This window comes from Achromobacter sp. LC458, assembly GCF_001005835.2.
Lineage (GTDB): Bacteria > Pseudomonadota > Gammaproteobacteria > Burkholderiales > Burkholderiaceae_B > Achromobacter > Achromobacter spanius_B.
Map to the genome: position 1 here is coordinate 93609 of NZ_LBHW02000020.1, position 14254 is coordinate 107862.

The following is a 14254-nucleotide window of genomic DNA, read 5'->3' on the forward strand; positions in this document are numbered from 1 at the left end:
GACAATGGAAAACCACGCCACGCCAGCGCAACACGCGTCGGACGCGCAGCTTGCGCATCGATTCCGTAGCCGCGCGTTGTCGTTCTCGCGGCCGCGCCAGGTCGATATGGACCTGCTGGTGCGGGTCGGCGATGCGCCGCTGCTTGTACGCATTCGCGACGGCCGGGTCACCAGCGCCGACGCGCCCGCTGCGCCGCTGCCTTCCTGCGACGTATCGCTGCGCGCCTCTGCCGCCGCCTGGTCGCGCTTCTGGCAAGCCGTGCCGGATGCGGGCTGGCATGACATCTTTGCGCTGAGCAAGCGCGGCGAACTGGCTATCGAAGGCAACTTGCAACCCTTGATGGCGCACTTGCAGTTCGTCAAGGATCTGCTGGCCAGGGGCCGCGAGGCGCACGCATGAACGCCGCCCTGGAACCCATCGTTGGCCGTTATGTGCACATCGACATCGGCGGCAAGCCTTGCCGTGTTTACTTCGAAGAAGCGGGCGAGGGCATCCCGCTGGTCTGCCTGCACACCGCCGGCGCCGACAGCCGCCAGTACCGCCACATGCTGTGCGATGCGGACATCACGTCGCGCTATCGCGTCATTGCTTTCGACATGCCATGGCACGGCAAGTCCTACCCGCCGGCCGGCTGGCAGGACGAGGAATATCGCTTGTCCACCGAACGTTATGTGGAAACGGTCATGGCGTTCTGCCAGGCGTTGGCGCTGGATCGCCCCGCGCTGATCGGCTGCTCGATCGGCGGACGCATCGTGTTGCAGCTGGCGCATCAGCACACCGAACGTTTTCGCGCGTTGATCGGAGTCGAAGCGGCTGATTTCCAGCAGCCCTGGTACGACACCTCGTGGCTGCATCGCGGCGACGTCCATGGCGGCGAGGTCTGCGCGGCCTTGGTATCGGGCTTGGTGGCGCCGCAGTCGCCGGACGTCTATCGCCACGAAACCTTGTGGCAATACATGCAGGGCGGCCCCGGCGTGTTTCGCGGCGACCTGTATTTCTACCGTGTCGACGGCGATTTGCGGGGCCGGCTGGACGGCATCCGCACCGAGCGTTGTCCGCTATTTCTGTTGACGGGGGAATACGACTTTTCGTGCACGCCCGAAGACACCTTGCGCACCGCCGCCGGTATTCCCGGTGCGCAGGTCACCATCATGCGCGAATTGGGGCATTTCCCCATGAGCGAGAACCCACAGCAGTTTCGCGGCTACATATTGCCGGTGCTGGACGCCATCGCCCGCCTATAGCGCGGCAACAACGACGGGCGGCATTGCCCGCGACTCACAGGAGGCATCATGCGTTATCCGATCATTCTGGCCGGCATCTTTGCGCTGGCCGCGGTTCCCGCCGTCAAGGCGCAAGAGGCACAAGGCACACTCAAGCTTGGCGCCTTGGTCACGCTGTCCGGCGCCGGCGCCGCCTGGGGGCAGGGCATGAAAAACGCCGCCGAGATTGCGGCGGACCAGGTGAACGAGGCGGGCGGACTGGAGGTGGGCGGCAAGAAGTATCGCGTGCAGGTGGTGGCCTACGACGACAAGTACCAGGCCAACGAAGCCGTCACCGTGGCCAACCGGCTGGTGTTCGAGGACAAGGTGCGTTATGTGATCGGCCCGGTGGGATCGGCGCCGGTGCTGGCCATCCAGCCCATGACGGAAAAGAACAAAGTGATCGTCATGACGCTGGGCTTTACCGCCAAGGCGCTGGCCGCGGACAAACCCTTTACGTTCCGTCCCAACGTCACCACGGCCGAGGTTTCGCAGCCGCAGATCGACTGGCTGGTCAAGTCGCAAGGCCTGCGCAAGGTGGGGGCGCTGTTCCCCAACGACGAAACCGGGCAGCAGATTGCGCTGGACCTGGAAGCTGCCTACAAGAGGGCGGGCGCGGCCTTGTCCGTCAAGGAATTCTTCGAACGCGACCGGGTCGACTTCGTGCCCGTGCTGACGCGCATGATGGCGCGCGGCATCGACGCCATCGAACTGGACGGCAATTCGCCCACCACCGCCGGCTTGATCGTGAAGCAGGCGCGCGAACTGGGCTTTGAAGGACGCATCGTGCGTACTGGCGGCCCGGCCACGCAGGAAATCGTCAACGTGGCCGGCAAGGCGGCTACCGAGGGCATGTTCGTCCATACGCCGATCGATCCCGAGCTGCCCGCTACCAAGGCCTACGCCCAGCGGTATGCCGCCAAGTACAAGCACGCGATGAACGGCTTCAGCCCCGCGTTTTATGACGGCACCAACATGCTGTTCGAAGCCATGCGCCGCGCCGGCACGGTGGAAGACACGGACCGCGTGCGCGTCGAACTGGAAAAGCTGGAAGGCTTTGACGGATCACTGGGCAAGCTTAGCTGGACGGGCAAGGCCATGTACGGCATCAACCATCAGTTGAACGCGCCGTTCTACGTGGCCGAGGTCAAGGATGGCCGCGAGGTGATCCGCGCGCGCTGCACCGTCGAGGGATGCCGCTAGCGCGGCGGGGGATGCCACGTGGATTGGAGCATTTTGCTGACGCAGGCCACGATCAACGGCTTGATCGTGGGATTGCTGTATCTGTTGATGGCGGTGGGCTTCACGCTGGTGTTCGGCGTGATGCGGATGGTGAACTTTGCCCACGGCGAGTTCTACATGCTGGGCGCTTTTGGCGCCTACTACCTGACGACCCAGGCGGGCTTCTCGTTTCTGCCTGCCGTGGCGCTGACCTTTGCGTTGTCGGTGGTCGGCGGCGCGGTGCTGGAATGGGGCGTGCTCAAGCCGTTTCGCCGGGACGAACTGAACGGCATGATCGCCACCATCGGCCTGGCGATGATCCTGCAAAACCTGGCCTTGATGTTCTTCGGCCCCGACCCCTTGTCCATGCCCGCCGTGGCGCAGGGCACCGCCCGCATGGGCAAGCTCGTTGTGCCGTTGTCGCGCGTGTACGTGGTGGTGTTCGCCTTGCTGGCGCTGGCCTTGCTGTATGGCTTCCTGCGTCACTCGCGGCCGGGCCGCGCGCTGCGCGCCGTGGTCGAGGACTTTGAGATTGCCGGCATCCAGGGTATCCGCTCGCGCATCTATTACCCGCTGGGTTTTGGCCTGGGGGTAGGGCTGGCAGCGGTGGCCGGCGCGCTGATGGCGCCGCTGTTCTCGGTGTCGCCATTCGTGGGCGCCACGCCGCTGCTCAAGGCGTTCATCGTCGTGATCCTGGGTGGGCTGGGCAGCATCCCGGGCGCGGCTTTCGCGGGCATGGCGCTGGGCCTGGCGGAAAGCTATGGCAGCCTGCTGTTCGACAGCAGCACGGCGGACATGCTGATTTTCGCCGTCGTGATCGTGATGTTGGTCGTGCGGCCCAAGGGCTTGCTGGGCCGGGGGGAGGCATAAACCATGACGGACCTTTCACTTGATGCAGCCGTGACGCGGCCCGCGCCATTACGCTGGCTGTTGTGGGCGGCGTTGGCCGTGGCCGCGTGCACGCCGTGGTTTGCCGGGCCGTTCGCGCAACATCTGGCGGTGCTGACCTGCCTGAACGTGCTGATCGTCAACGGCTTGGCGCTGATTGCACGCTGCGGGCAATTGTCGTTGGGACACGCGGCCTTCGTCGCGCTGGGCGCCTACGGCTCGGTGCTGGGCGCCCGCTACCTGGGCTGGGGCTTTTTGCCGTCCACCTTGGTGGGGGTCGCGTTGACGGCGGGTGTGGCGCTGATATTGGGCGCGATCATCCTGCGCTTGAAAGGCGTTTATTTCGTGCTGGTAACGTTTGCGTTCGGGGAACTGGTGCGGCTGATTTTGCTGGACGGGTCATCCTGGTCGGGTGGCGCGAACGGAGTCGCCAGCATCCCGCCGGCCGCGCTGGCCGGTATCGTGTTCGATACGCGGGCCAGTTTTTACGGCCTGGCGCTGTGCGTGGCCCTGGGCTCCGTCGCGCTGTTGAGCGCGGTGGCAAGGCAGCCATTCGGCCACGCCATCGACGCCGTGGCCGAGAACCCGGCCCTGGCCGAATCCACAGGCCTTAGCGTGCACCGGATTCAGCTGTGCGCATTTGTGGCCGGTTGCGCGCTGGCGGCAGTGGGCGGCGCCTTGCAGGCGCGTTACGTGGGCTACGTGTCGCCCGAGTCATTCAACGCCAGCATATCCATCGGCTTCATCATCATGCTGGTCATCGGCGGCCGCCGCTCAGTATGGGGCGGGCTGATCGGCGCCATGGTGCTGACGCCGCTGCCCGAGCTGTTTCGCGGGGCGGTGCAAACGCAGCACATTTTTTACGGCGCGGCGCTGATCCTGATCCTGCGTTTTCTGCCGGCGGGCCTAGCCGGCTTGCCGGGGCCGTGGCAATCGCGTCGGCACAAGGAGTCCCCATGAATCCACCTTTATTGCAGGTGCAGGGCCTGTCGCGCAGCTTCGGCGGCTTGGCAGCCTTGCGCAACGTCAGCTTCGCCATCGCGCCGGGCGCAATCGTGGGCTTGATCGGCCCCAACGGCGCGGGCAAGACAACGGCCTTCAACGTCATCAGCGGCACGATGCCGCCGTCGTCGGGCTCCGTGCATTTCGATGGCGGTGATATTTCCGGCGGCCCGCCCAGCCGTGTCGTGGTGCGAGGGCTGGCTCGTACGTTTCAATCCACCTCGACCTATCCCGAGGCCACCGTGGCCGAGAACATCCGGCGCGGCATGCTGTCGCGCATTCAGCATTCCTGGCTGCGTCGTCTGGCCGGGCGTAACCAGGATCTGTTGCCGGCGTCGGAAGTGACGCGGGAGGTCGACCGGCTGCTGGTCCTGCTAGACCTGCAAGGCTGGCGCGACGCGGCGGCCGGATCGCTCGCCTACGGCTTGCAGAAAAAGCTGGGCATCGCCGTTGCGCTGGCCTGCCGGCCGCGCATGTTGTTGTTGGACGAGCCGGCGGCGGGGCTGAACCATGAAGAATGCAACGAGCTGGGGCGGTTGCTGCGCCGCCTGCAATCCGAGGAAGGGCTGACGATGCTGCTGGTGGAACATCACATGGCGCTGGTCATGGAACTTTGCCATCGCATCGTGGTGCTGGTGCAGGGAGAAAAAATCGCCGAGGGCACGCCGCAAGCCATCCGCGACAACCCCGCCGTGATCGAAGCCTATCTGGGAGCGCCCGACTATGCCCATGCTTGACGTCCAGGACCTGAAGGTTCGCTACGGGCCGCTGGAGGCGGTGCGCGGCATCAGCTTTACGGTTGAACAAGGCCAGATCGTTGCGCTGGTCGGCTCCAACGGCGCCGGCAAAAGCTCTACCTTGAAAGCGCTGATCGGCCTGGCGCCGGCCGCGGGCGGCCGCATTGTGTTCGACGGGAAAGACATCGCGCGGCTGGGTTCGGCGGCGCGCGTATCGGCCGGCTTGTCCTTGTCGCCGGAGGGGCGGCGCTTGTTCGGCCGCATGACCGTGCTGGATAACCTGATGGCCGGCGCGCATGGGGTGAGGTCGCGCAGCCGCGTTCGCGCGCGGCTGGACGAGGTCTACACGCTGTTTCCGCGTGTGCAGGAACGGCGTGCGCAGTTGGCGGGCTCGTTGTCCGGTGGCGAGCAGCAGATGGTGGCCATCGGCCGCGCGCTGATGGCGCAACCCCGCTTGTTGATGCTGGATGAACCGTCGTTGGGCATCGCGCCCAAGGTCGTGGCCGAAATCGCGGACGCCATTCAGCGCATCAACCGCGACAGCGGCATCGCCATTGTGCTGGTGGAGCAAAACGCGCGGCTGGCGCTGCGCCTGGCGCATCATGCCTATGCGTTCGAACATGGCGAGGTGGTCCGCAGCGGCAAGGGCGCCGACCTGCTGGCCGACCCCTTCGTGCAGAAAGCCTATCTGGGCATATGAAGAGAGCCTTGGCGATGCAGAACGTTCTTCCCGAATACGAAATCTACGCCATCCGCTACGCCCGCATGCCGCGCCAGCGACGCGACAACTTCTTGGGCGGCGATCCGCATGATGGCGACATGCCCATGGACTTCTACGTGTGGCTGATACGCGGCGCGGGCCGCGTTGTTCTGGTCGACACGGGGTTCAATGCGGACATGGCGCGGGTGCGGCGGCGTGAGCTGATCCAGTGCCCGATCTCGGCCCTGGCCCAACTGGGCGTGCAGCCAGAAGACGTGCAGCACGTGGTGCTGACCCATCTGCATTACGACCATGCGGGTAACCTGGACTTGTTGCCGCAGGCGCGCTTTCACGTGCAAGACGATGAGCTTGACTACGCTACCGGCCGTTGCATGTGCTTTGAACCGCTGCGGCATGCCTACGCGGTGGAAGACGTGGTCACGCTGGTGCGGCGCGTGTACGACGGCCGGGTGCAGTTTCATGACGGCGACGGCACGTTGTTGCCGGGCCTGGAACTGCTGCATATCGGCGGCCACACGAAAGGCCTGCAAGCGGTGCGCGTGCATACCGAACGCGGCTGGGTAGTGCTGGCGTCCGACGCCAGCCACTACTACGAAAACATGGGGCAGGGCAGGCCGTTTCCCATCGTCTACAACACGGCCCAGATGCTGTCGGGATACGCCAAGCTGTTTGGCGCGGCGCAGTCCGAGCAGCATGTCGTGCCGGGGCATGATCCGTTGGTGCTGGATCGGTATCCAAAGTGGCAGGAGTCAGCGCACGTGGTGATGCTGCATCGCGAACTTCTGCCTGACGGTGCGCAGCAGCCGTAACAACGTTTCCCCTTACCGCCCCAACCGTTCAAGCCCGCCCTCACGCGCAGCCCGGTCCCGAGCGCCGCCTCGTCGGACCGGGCTGCGTTATCGTTTCCACTAATTATCGTAATCCCTAGCTTTTTATGGACTTACACCGCGTCCATAATTTGCGGAAACGTTTCCACAAAAGAGGGTTTCCATGAGTACCGAGTTGCAGGCTGCACGCGTGAAGACCGTCGTTGACCACATGGCGCTGGAATGCGTTCAGGAGTGGGACAAGGTCATCGACACCTTCGAACATCCCCGATACGAGATGCACTCCAGTGGTGCGGTCTTTGACGGCGAGAGCGAAGTCATGGGGTATTTCGAGTCGTCGCGGGCCTCGTTTCCCGACTTGAAGAACGAGATCATCGCGGTGGCCGCCGCCGAGGGCACGGACATCGTCCTGGTGGAATTCTGGCTTTCCGGCACGCATGCCGGCCCGTTCACTGTTGACGGCAAGACGTACGAGCCGACGGGACGCCAGTTTCGCGTTCGCATGGCGGCCACGTTCGAATTCGCGCCGAACTCGGCCAAGGTGATCTGCGAGCGTCCGTACACCTGTCAGAACGCCAAGCTGCGTTCGCTCGGGTTGTTGTAGGGATAGCGGTAGCGGTAGCGGTTGTTCCGTTCAGGAGGCGGGCAACCGGGTTGGGCCAATGCGTTCTACAGAAAAAACCGGGCAGGCCGGTCAGGCGCTGCACCCGGAGATAAATCCGAGGAGACAACAATGAAGAAGCTGTCCGTTGCAGCCGCGCTGCTGACCTTGCTGGGCATGGGCGCGGCCCATGCCGACGACTACCCGAATCGCCCGATTCGCATGCTGTTGCCGTTCTCGGCCGGCGGCGGTGGCGACACCTTGGGCCGGATTCTGGCAGAGCGGTTTTCAGCCGAACTGAAGCAGCCCGTCATCGTCGAGAACAAGCCCGGCGCGGGCGGCACGATCGGCATCGCCGCCGTGGCCCGCTCGGCGCCGGACGGCTACACGATCACCATCGGGGGGATGACCACGCACATCCTGTCTCCGTCGGTCTACAAGGACCTGCCGTATGACCCGATCAAGAGCTTTACGTCGCTGGGCGCCATCGGCAATTCGGCCATCATGGTGGTCGCGAACAACAACTTCCCGGCCAACGATATTGAAGGGCTGAAGAAACTGGCGGAATCCCGCAAGGACCCTATCCAGTACGCAAGCTGGGGCATCGGCTCAACGGGGCACTTCTGCGGCGAAGTCATGGTGCAGAAGGGCAACCTGAAGATGCAGCACGTGCCCTACAAGGGCACCACGCAGATCATGACGGACATCATGGGCGGGCATATCGACCTGGGTTTTGTCGACATGGCCACCGCCACGCCAATGGTCACGCAACACAAGGTGAAGGGGCTGGCCGTCTGTACCAAGCGTTCGCCCAGCGTGCCGGAAGTTCGCAGCTACAAGGAACAGGGCATCGACTTTGACCGCGACCTGAATTGGGCGATGTACGTGCCCGCCGGCACGCCCCAGCCCATCGTCGATCGCCTGTCCGGCACCTTGGAAAAGGTGCTGAAGGAACAGGAAGTGATCGACAAGTTGCTTGGCCTTGGCATTTCGGCTCGGTACGTTGCCGGGCCCGCACATCAAAGGGCAAATGTGGCCGACATCGAAGCGTGGCGCGTGGTGGCGAAAGAAGCCGGCATTACGCCGCAATAGACGGTTCCTTGGTTGTGGCAACGAGCCGTCGCGTTGCCCCCTTTCCTGCACGAGACACTATGAAACTGCTTCAAGACCGCGTGGCCGTCATCTCGGGGGCCGCGCACCCCAAAGGCATCGGTAAAGCCACCGCAAAGCTCTTTCTTGAGCATGGCGCGCGCGTGGCGATCCTGGACGTTGACGAGGCACGCATACAGGAAAGCGCGGCGGACCTGGGCGCCCCGGCGGCTCAGCTGCTTGCGCTGGCTTGCGACGTGGGCAGCGACGAGCAATGTCGCGCTGCCATCGACAAGGTGGCCGCCTGGTCCGGCGGCGTCGTCGACGTGCTGGTGAACAACGCGGCGATCACGCAGAAAGCCACGTTCCGGGACATCACCCCCGCCGACTTCGAACGCATCCTGCGGGTCAACCTGACCGGCGTTTTCAACCTGAGCCAAGCGGTCATCCCCTTCATGGTTCAGCGCGCCGGGGGAAGCATCATTTCCATTTCGTCGCTGTCGGCGCAAAACGGCGGCGGCATCTTCGGCGGCGCCCATTACTGCGCCGCCAAGGCGGGCGTGCAGGGCCTTACCCGCGCCATGGCCAAGGAATTCGGCGAATACAAGATCCGCGCCAACGCGATTGCGCCAGGCCTGATCACAACGGACTTTTCGCGCACCGGACGCTCGGATGAAAGCAAGGACGACGCCGCGCAAGCCTGGCCGCTGCGTCGCGCCGGACGCCCACACGAAATCGCGGGCGGCTGCCTGTTCCTGGCCAGCGACCTTTCCAGCTACATCACCGGCACGACGTTGGATATCAACGGCGGCGCCCACATGAATTAAGGAACATCAATGAGCAAGCTTTTTGGCGGCGTCCGGCAAGTGGGCTATGTAGTCCGCGACATTGAAAAGGCCATGCGCCACTGGTCCGAGGTGCTAGGCGTCGGGCCCTGGTTCTACAAGGAAGAGGTCGGGACCACTGAATTCCGATATCGCGGCCAGGTCTCGCAACCACCGCGCTTGTCGATTGCATTGGCCAATTCCGGCGACCTGCAAATCGAGCTGATCCAGCAACGAGACGAGGCGCCATCGCTTTATCTGGATTCCCTGCGTGCAAGCGGGGAATGCGCGCAGCACGTGGCGTTCTGGACGCTGGACAACTTCGACGAGTTTTGCGACCGGCTGCGTGGCAGCGGCTACGAAGAAGGGCACGGCGGAAGGATGGGCCTGCGCGGCCGCTTCGCGTACTTCGTGCATCCTGATTTGCCCAGCGGCATGATCGAAGTGTCTGAAATGAAAGGCGGCAAGGGCGAATATTTCGACGAGATCAGAAGGGCGGCTGAAACCTGGGATGGGTCCGCGCCGATACGCCCGCGCACCTAGCCGGCCCGGTGCCGAAGACGGTGTATGTTAGCCACTTCCGGCACAGACAAAACCAACATCATGAAAGACCGAAGCACTCGAATCACCATACGCGACGTCGCCAAGAAAGCGGGGGTATCCCTGGGCACGGCGTCGCGCGCGCTGAACCGCACCGGCCGTGTCAGCGAGGCCGCCATCGCGGCGGTCGAGCAGGCGGTACGCAGCCTGGACTATCGCCCGGATGCCGTGGCCAGAAGCCTGCGCACAAAGTCCTCGGGCGTGATCGGGCTGCTGGTGTCCGACCTGGCCAACCCGCTGTACGCGCGCATCATCACGGCCACCGAGACCGCGCTACAGGCCGAAGGCTATTCGTTGCTGGTGGCCAGCACGCATAACGAAAGGCGTCGCGAAGCGTCGCTGATCGACATCTTTCGCGGCCGGCGTGTTGACGCGTTGATTCTGGGCCCGTGCGAAAAAGAATCCGCCGAGCTAATCGACAAGCTGTCTCAAGAAGTTCCCGTTGTGGCGCTGGACCGGGAGTTTGGCGATTCGTCCGTCGGTATCCATGTGGATCATGCAACGGGGGCGTTCCAGGCGACCCAGTATCTGCTGAACCTGGGCCACACACGGATTGCGCTGTTGACGCCGGGTACGGATTTGCGCACCGGCAAAGAGCGTATCGCGGGCTTTCGCCAGGCGTTCAAAGAGCGCGGCATGGTTCCTGACCCGGCGCTGATCCGGGCGGAACAGTCCGCCATGCAGTTTGCGTTTTCGGAGGCGATGTCGCTGCTGTCGCACGCGAATCGACCCACCGCGTTTGTGTGCCTGGGGACCAGAATTTTGTCCGGCGTGCTGCAAGCCCTGCGTCATACCGGAGACGCGGTGCCCAACGATATCAGCGTGATCAGTATTGGCGACACCGATCTGTCTCAGCTGTTCAGCCCGGCCATCACCTCGCTTAGTTGGGACCTTGAGGCGGTGGGCACTTGCGCGGCACAACTGGTCCTAAAGCAACTTGATCGCCAGAGCGCGCCCGCGCAAGGCGATCGCATCGTTATCAAGACGCAGCTGATATTGCGCGAATCGTGCGCGCCCGCAGCGCCGTCTTGACCCTACACCCTTATCAGGAACGCTCATGACACTACCGTACACCGTCACCCATCAAGATCGCCTGCTGACCGTCAACATCGAAGACGGCGTCCAGCTGCCAGGCGCCGCCCCGGGCTCGTCGATCATTCCGTTGTTCCTGGATCGGGAAAACGGCGTGTGGGTGCTGTACGGCAAGTTCGCGCCGGGCACCCGCCTGCCCACGCACTTTCATACGGGCGTCGTCCACTTCTACACCACCAAGGGGCAGTGGAACTACCTGGAGTATCCCAACGACGTGCAGACGGCCGGCAGCTATCTGTACGAGCCGGGCGGGTCCGTTCACACCTTTTCAGTACCCGAGGACGCCAAGGAGCCGGCCGAAGGATTCATGGTGGTGTTCGGCGCCAACATCAACTTCATCGACGGCCAGTTCGCCAACATCCGCGATGCCGGCGCCATCGAGGACTCGATTATCGACGCGGCCAAGAAGGCCGGCTTGCCCATCCCTCGCTATATCCGCCCCAAGGGCGGCGCCGAGTTCACGCGCGACTGAGCGCAGGAGTCGGATCATGCGTCTGGCATCAAAAGTGGCGCTGGTAGCGGGCGCCGGAACGTTAAGAAATTCGTTTTCCGCCGCCGACCAGGCCGGCAATGGCGCAGCCTGTGCGATTCGCTTCGCCCGAGAGGGGGCAGCGGTCATCTGCACCGACCGGTCCTTGGCCGCCGCGCAAGAGACCGCCCGGCAGATCCGGTCGGAAGGCGGCGTGGCGGAGGCTATCGAGCTCGACGTTACCGACTCGGCGCAAATCGCGCGGGTGGCGCAAGACGTGGCATCGCGCTTTGGCGGCATCGATATCCTGCACAACAATGTCGGCATCGAAATCCAGGGCGACCTGCTCGCCGTGCAGGACGACGAGTGGGACCGCGTCATGACGGTCAACGTGCGCGGCTCCATGGCGATGGCGCGCGCCTTTCTGCCGCAAATGAAGGCGCGCGGCGGCGGGGCCATCATCAACGTGTCGTCAACCGCAAGCCTGAAATGGAGCCCGATGCAATTCCTGTCGTACAGCACGGCAAAAGCGGCGGTCAACCACATGACGCGGGTCATCGCCCGTCAGTACGCGGCGGATCAGGTGCGGTGCAACTGCATCATCCCCGGCATGATCCGCACGCCGCATGCCGACGCGCTGTATGCAAGCAGTGAGGCGGCGCAAGAAGGGCATAAGGCTCGGGACGCCAGGTGCCCGATGGGACGCCAGGGCAGCCCGTGGGATATTGCGAACGCGGCGCTGTTTCTGGCGTCTGACGAGTCGGCTTATGTCACGGGGTGTTTGATGGTGGTGGATGGGGGGTCAAGTTTGTGAGCGGCTTGCGTGGCAAGGCGCCTGCTTGCGGCAAACCGAGGTGGATAAAAACGTTCATTCGGTGATTGCCCTACGGCCGGCTTGTCCTACGCTTCTGGTTTCAGGAGGCGGACATCACTGGTCGTTCTTTTTGCCTGGCGTTCGTGGGCGGCGCGGCGTGGGTGCAGTGCTTCCCGGTATTGCCCGGCGCCTTCGTTCTGTCGCTGACAGGCATAGCGGGGGGCGTTGCTGCCGTCGTTGTGGTCGTCGTTGCGGCCGTCGTTTTGGCCGTTGTTTTGGCCGTCGTTTCGGTCGGCGTTGCGGCTGCGGATCGCCTGCGATGCCGCGCCGGTTCTTTGCGCGTTGTCTGTGCTCTTGTGCTTGGCCTTTGCGCCGGCACGCTTAACGCGTGCCTTCAAGCGCACCTGCGCCTTGACGATTCACTGGCGGACTTGCATCAGGACCAAGTCTCCCGCCTGGCCTTGCGCGTAGCCGAGCTGCCGGATGGCGATGACCGGCATCATCGCTTCATTGCCGAACGAGCCGAGCCCGCGCGCCCGGGCATTCCGTCTCGCATCCAGGTCACATGGCAAGCGCCGCCCGGTGCGACCGTGCCACTGCCCGCACTGCTGCCGGGCCAGATCTGGCGCATGGCGCTTGTGTTGCGGCGGCCGCATGGCGTACTGAACCCGGTAGGGCCGGACGCGGAAGGGCGCATGTTCGCGCGGGGCTTGCGGGCGGTGGGCACGGTGCGTGGGCGGCCGCAGTTGTTGGATGACAAGCCTTGGGCGTCGGCAGGGGTGGCCATCGAACGGGCGCGACACCACGTGCGCGTGGGTTTGCGGCAAGCCTTGGGCGAACACCGTTATGCACCAGTGCTGATTGCTTTGGCCATTGGCGACCAAGCGGGCGTGGCGCGCGATGACTGGCGCATCTTCAACCGCAGCGGCATTACGCATTTGGTGTCGATCAGTGGCATGCACGTGACGTCTATCGCGGGTATCGCGGGCGTGCTGGTGGCGGCCGGGTGGCGGCGGGCCCGATGGCGCGGGACGGGCTTGCCGGAATTCGTGCCGTCGCGTGTGGCCGGCGGCGCGGCGGCGGCCGTGGTGGCGCTGCTGTATTGCCTGCTGGCGGGATGGGGCGTGCCGGCCCGGCGCACGTTCTTCATGTTGTCGGTGGTGCTGGCGGCGGTGATGTCGCGGCTGCCGCTCACGGCGGGCAGGGTGTTGGCGTGCGCTGGGGCGGGCGTGGTGGCGTTGGACCCGTGGGCGCCGTTGTCGGCAGGGTTCTGGCTGTCTTTCGGCGCGGTGGCGATATTGCTGCGCATTGCCGAGCTGCCGTTTGATGCCGAGGCGGGCTGGCGCCGCCGTTGGGCAAGCCGGTTGGCGCAAGCGACGCGTTTACAGCTGCTGGTCACACTGGGCCTGACGCCGCTGCTGGCGTTTCTGGTGTATCAGGTATCGGTCGGATCGCCCCTGGCCAATGCCGTGGCAATTCCGTCGGTGACGTTCATCGTCACGCCCTTGGCGTTGCTGTGCGCGGCGCTGTCCGTGGTCCCCGGTGCGCAGGCGGTGGCCGCGTGGGTCGGCCAGGTGGGGTTGGCGGCGTTTGATTACACGATGGCCCCGGTGGCGTGGGTAGGTAATGCTGATTGGGCCAGCTTTGCCGTGGCTGCGGCGCCTTGGCCTTGGCTGCTGGTCGCGGTATCCGGCATGGTCTGGGCCTTGCAGGTGCGCGGCTGGCCAGCGCGACACCTTGGCTGGGTCTGCATGCTGCCCCTGCTGTGCTGGCGGCCGGACAAGCCCGAACCCGGCCATTGGCGCATGACGGCCCTGGACGTGGGGCAGGGCAGCGCCATCCTGGTCGAAACGGCAACGCAGACGCTGCTGTTCGATGCCGGCCCGCGCCATTACGGCGGCAGCGACGCGGGCGATCGAGTCGTGGCGCCGTTCATGCAGGCGCGCGGTATCGATGTGCTGGATGTGCTGGTGCTGTCCCACGCCGACCAAGACCACGTCGGCGGCGCGCGCGCGGTGATGGCGGCGGTACCGGTGCGGCGTAGTTATGCGTCATTTGATGTGGCGGCGTTTGTACGGCGGGATGCCAGTGTGTGGCCGGTTTTTT

At 64.6% G+C, this 14254-nt stretch carries 17 protein-coding genes; 16 read left to right on the forward strand and 1 reads right to left on the reverse strand.

All coding sequences use genetic code 11. The features are described 5' to 3' along the window. Positions 1–4: 4 nt before the first annotated feature. From YH64_RS17765 to YH64_RS17835, 15 genes are all read left to right on the forward strand, one after another. Positions 5–400: a hypothetical protein gene (locus tag YH64_RS17765; protein WP_046805754.1), complete on the forward strand. Its 396-nt coding sequence runs from the start codon at positions 5–7 to the stop codon at positions 398–400. Beyond that, the gene (locus tag YH64_RS17770) at positions 397–1245 is read left to right on the forward strand and encodes an alpha/beta fold hydrolase (RefSeq protein ID WP_046805753.1); all 849 of its coding nucleotides are present in this window, start codon (positions 397–399) and stop codon (positions 1243–1245) included. The genes YH64_RS17765 and YH64_RS17770 overlap by 4 nt, the downstream gene beginning before the upstream one ends. Before the next feature lie 48 nt (positions 1246–1293). After that, entirely contained in the window at positions 1294–2466 is a 1173-nt protein-coding gene (locus YH64_RS17775; RefSeq protein ID WP_185975391.1) for an ABC transporter substrate-binding protein, read from the forward strand. Between the two features lie 18 nt (positions 2467–2484). Beyond that, positions 2485–3354, forward strand: coding sequence for a branched-chain amino acid ABC transporter permease (locus YH64_RS17780; RefSeq protein WP_046805752.1), 870 nt, complete (start codon positions 2485–2487; stop codon positions 3352–3354). Between the two features lie 3 nt (positions 3355–3357). Further along, positions 3358–4332 carry a branched-chain amino acid ABC transporter permease gene (locus YH64_RS17785; RefSeq protein ID WP_046805751.1) on the forward strand — a complete coding sequence of 325 codons (975 nt, stop codon included), beginning with the start codon at positions 3358–3360 and terminating at the stop codon, positions 4330–4332. Beyond that, positions 4329–5111: an ABC transporter ATP-binding protein gene (locus YH64_RS17790; RefSeq protein WP_046805750.1), complete on the forward strand. Its 783-nt coding sequence runs from the start codon at positions 4329–4331 to the stop codon at positions 5109–5111. The genes YH64_RS17785 and YH64_RS17790 overlap by 4 nt, the downstream gene beginning before the upstream one ends. Next, the gene (locus tag YH64_RS17795) at positions 5098–5811 is read left to right on the forward strand and encodes an ABC transporter ATP-binding protein (RefSeq protein WP_046805749.1); all 714 of its coding nucleotides are present in this window, start codon (positions 5098–5100) and stop codon (positions 5809–5811) included. The genes YH64_RS17790 and YH64_RS17795 overlap by 14 nt, the downstream gene beginning before the upstream one ends. 14 nt (positions 5812–5825) lie before the next feature. Next, positions 5826–6641 carry an N-acyl homoserine lactonase family protein gene (locus YH64_RS17800; protein ID WP_046805824.1) on the forward strand — a complete coding sequence of 272 codons (816 nt, stop codon included), beginning with the start codon at positions 5826–5828 and terminating at the stop codon, positions 6639–6641. A 181-nt stretch (positions 6642–6822) separates the two neighbouring features. Then, a complete protein-coding gene (locus tag YH64_RS17805) occupies positions 6823–7263 on the forward strand; it encodes a nuclear transport factor 2 family protein (protein WP_046805748.1) in 441 nt (146 codons plus the stop codon). 129 nt (positions 7264–7392) lie between these two features. After that, positions 7393–8352, forward strand: a complete 960-nt coding sequence (locus YH64_RS17810) for a tripartite tricarboxylate transporter substrate binding protein (protein ID WP_046805747.1) — start codon at positions 7393–7395, stop codon at positions 8350–8352. A gap of 59 nt (positions 8353–8411) precedes the next feature. After that, on the forward strand, positions 8412–9176 hold the full coding sequence (locus YH64_RS17815) for an SDR family NAD(P)-dependent oxidoreductase (protein ID WP_046805746.1): 765 nt from the start codon (positions 8412–8414) through the stop codon (positions 9174–9176). Between the two features lie 9 nt (positions 9177–9185). Next, a complete protein-coding gene (locus YH64_RS17820) occupies positions 9186–9716 on the forward strand; it encodes a VOC family protein (RefSeq protein ID WP_046805745.1) in 531 nt (176 codons plus the stop codon). 60 nt (positions 9717–9776) lie between these two features. Continuing rightward, on the forward strand, positions 9777–10805 hold the full coding sequence (locus tag YH64_RS17825) for a LacI family DNA-binding transcriptional regulator (protein ID WP_255444550.1): 1029 nt from the start codon (positions 9777–9779) through the stop codon (positions 10803–10805). A 25-nt stretch (positions 10806–10830) separates the two neighbouring features. Next, positions 10831–11337 (forward strand): 2,4'-dihydroxyacetophenone dioxygenase family protein, encoded by a 507-nt coding sequence (locus YH64_RS17830; RefSeq protein WP_046805743.1) that lies wholly within the window; start codon positions 10831–10833, stop codon positions 11335–11337. Positions 11338–11353: 16 nt separating this feature from the next. Beyond that, positions 11354–12148, forward strand: a complete 795-nt coding sequence (locus YH64_RS17835) for an SDR family NAD(P)-dependent oxidoreductase (protein ID WP_082134539.1) — start codon at positions 11354–11356, stop codon at positions 12146–12148. 86 nt (positions 12149–12234) lie between these two features. On the opposite strand, the gene YH64_RS30805 is transcribed toward YH64_RS17835, so the two are convergent. Beyond that, positions 12235–12546 carry a hypothetical protein gene (locus tag YH64_RS30805; protein ID WP_370512759.1) on the reverse strand — a complete coding sequence of 104 codons (312 nt, stop codon included), beginning with the start codon at positions 12544–12546 and terminating at the stop codon, positions 12235–12237. Here YH64_RS30805 and YH64_RS17840 point away from each other — a divergent pair. Then, a partial coding sequence (locus tag YH64_RS17840) for a DNA internalization-related competence protein ComEC/Rec2 (RefSeq protein ID WP_370512758.1) occupies positions 12463–14254 on the forward strand: 1792 nt, incomplete at its 3' end. The two genes, YH64_RS30805 and YH64_RS17840, sit on opposite strands and share 84 nt — an antisense overlap.

Excerpts from the sequence above, each read along its gene's own strand:
- YH64_RS17765 (WP_046805754.1), top strand. The coding sequence starts at position 5 with ATGGAAAACCACGCCACGCCAGCGCAACACGCGTCGGACGCGCAGCTT.
- YH64_RS17770 (WP_046805753.1), top strand. The coding sequence starts at position 397 with ATGAACGCCGCCCTGGAACCCATCGTTGGCCGTTATGTGCACATCGAC.
- YH64_RS17775 (WP_185975391.1), top strand. The coding sequence starts at position 1,294 with ATGCGTTATCCGATCATTCTGGCCGGCATCTTTGCGCTGGCCGCGGTT.
- YH64_RS17785 (WP_046805751.1), top strand. The coding sequence starts at position 3,358 with ATGACGGACCTTTCACTTGATGCAGCCGTGACGCGGCCCGCGCCATTA.
- YH64_RS17790 (WP_046805750.1), top strand. The coding sequence starts at position 4,329 with ATGAATCCACCTTTATTGCAGGTGCAGGGCCTGTCGCGCAGCTTCGGC.
- YH64_RS17795 (WP_046805749.1), top strand. The coding sequence starts at position 5,098 with ATGCCCATGCTTGACGTCCAGGACCTGAAGGTTCGCTACGGGCCGCTG.
- YH64_RS17800 (WP_046805824.1), top strand. The coding sequence starts at position 5,826 with ATGCAGAACGTTCTTCCCGAATACGAAATCTACGCCATCCGCTACGCC.
- YH64_RS17805 (WP_046805748.1), top strand. The coding sequence starts at position 6,823 with ATGAGTACCGAGTTGCAGGCTGCACGCGTGAAGACCGTCGTTGACCAC.
- YH64_RS17810 (WP_046805747.1), top strand. The coding sequence starts at position 7,393 with ATGAAGAAGCTGTCCGTTGCAGCCGCGCTGCTGACCTTGCTGGGCATG.
- YH64_RS17815 (WP_046805746.1), top strand. The coding sequence starts at position 8,412 with ATGAAACTGCTTCAAGACCGCGTGGCCGTCATCTCGGGGGCCGCGCAC.
- YH64_RS17820 (WP_046805745.1), top strand. The coding sequence starts at position 9,186 with ATGAGCAAGCTTTTTGGCGGCGTCCGGCAAGTGGGCTATGTAGTCCGC.
- YH64_RS17825 (WP_255444550.1), top strand. The coding sequence starts at position 9,777 with ATGAAAGACCGAAGCACTCGAATCACCATACGCGACGTCGCCAAGAAA.
- YH64_RS17830 (WP_046805743.1), top strand. The coding sequence starts at position 10,831 with ATGACACTACCGTACACCGTCACCCATCAAGATCGCCTGCTGACCGTC.
- YH64_RS17835 (WP_082134539.1), top strand. The coding sequence starts at position 11,354 with ATGCGTCTGGCATCAAAAGTGGCGCTGGTAGCGGGCGCCGGAACGTTA.